The organism is Bartonella capreoli (genome assembly GCF_902813205.1).
GTDB lineage: Bacteria > Pseudomonadota > Alphaproteobacteria > Rhizobiales > Rhizobiaceae > Bartonella > Bartonella schoenbuchensis.
Window position 1 is genome coordinate 1 of the sequence record NZ_CADDZX010000256.1, and the last position, 428, is coordinate 428.

Genomic DNA, 428 nt, shown 5'->3' on the forward strand with positions numbered 1-428 from the left:
ATAAAGGAGAAGGTATTGCAATTGGAAGTGGCTTAGCAGAGAAATTGGGGCTTACAGTTGGGAGTAACCTTCGCATCATTACACCAGACGGTGACGCGACTCCTTTTGGGGTTATACCACGTGTTAAAGCTTATAAAATAACTGCTATTTTCGAAGTTGGTATGTCTGAATATGATTCAATATTTATCTTTATGCCTCTCCATGAAGCACAAATGTTTTTTAATTTGGGAGATAAGATTCAATCTTTAGAGTTATTTCTGAATGATCCTGACGCTGTTGACCAAATAAAACCAGTCGTAGGAAAAGCTATCGATCAGCAGGTCTATTTAATTGATTGGCGTGTGCGTAATCAGGCTTTTTTTTCGGCCTTACAGATTGAACGCAATGTTATGTTTTTCATTCTTTCTCTTATTGTCCTTGTTGCTGCG

1 pseudogene is annotated in these 428 nt (G+C 38.1%); it reads left to right on the forward strand.

Annotated features, from left to right (window positions below):
* Positions 1-428, forward strand: a pseudogene (locus tag J7R05_RS08305) (lipoprotein-releasing system transmembrane subunit LolC); the annotation flags it as partial.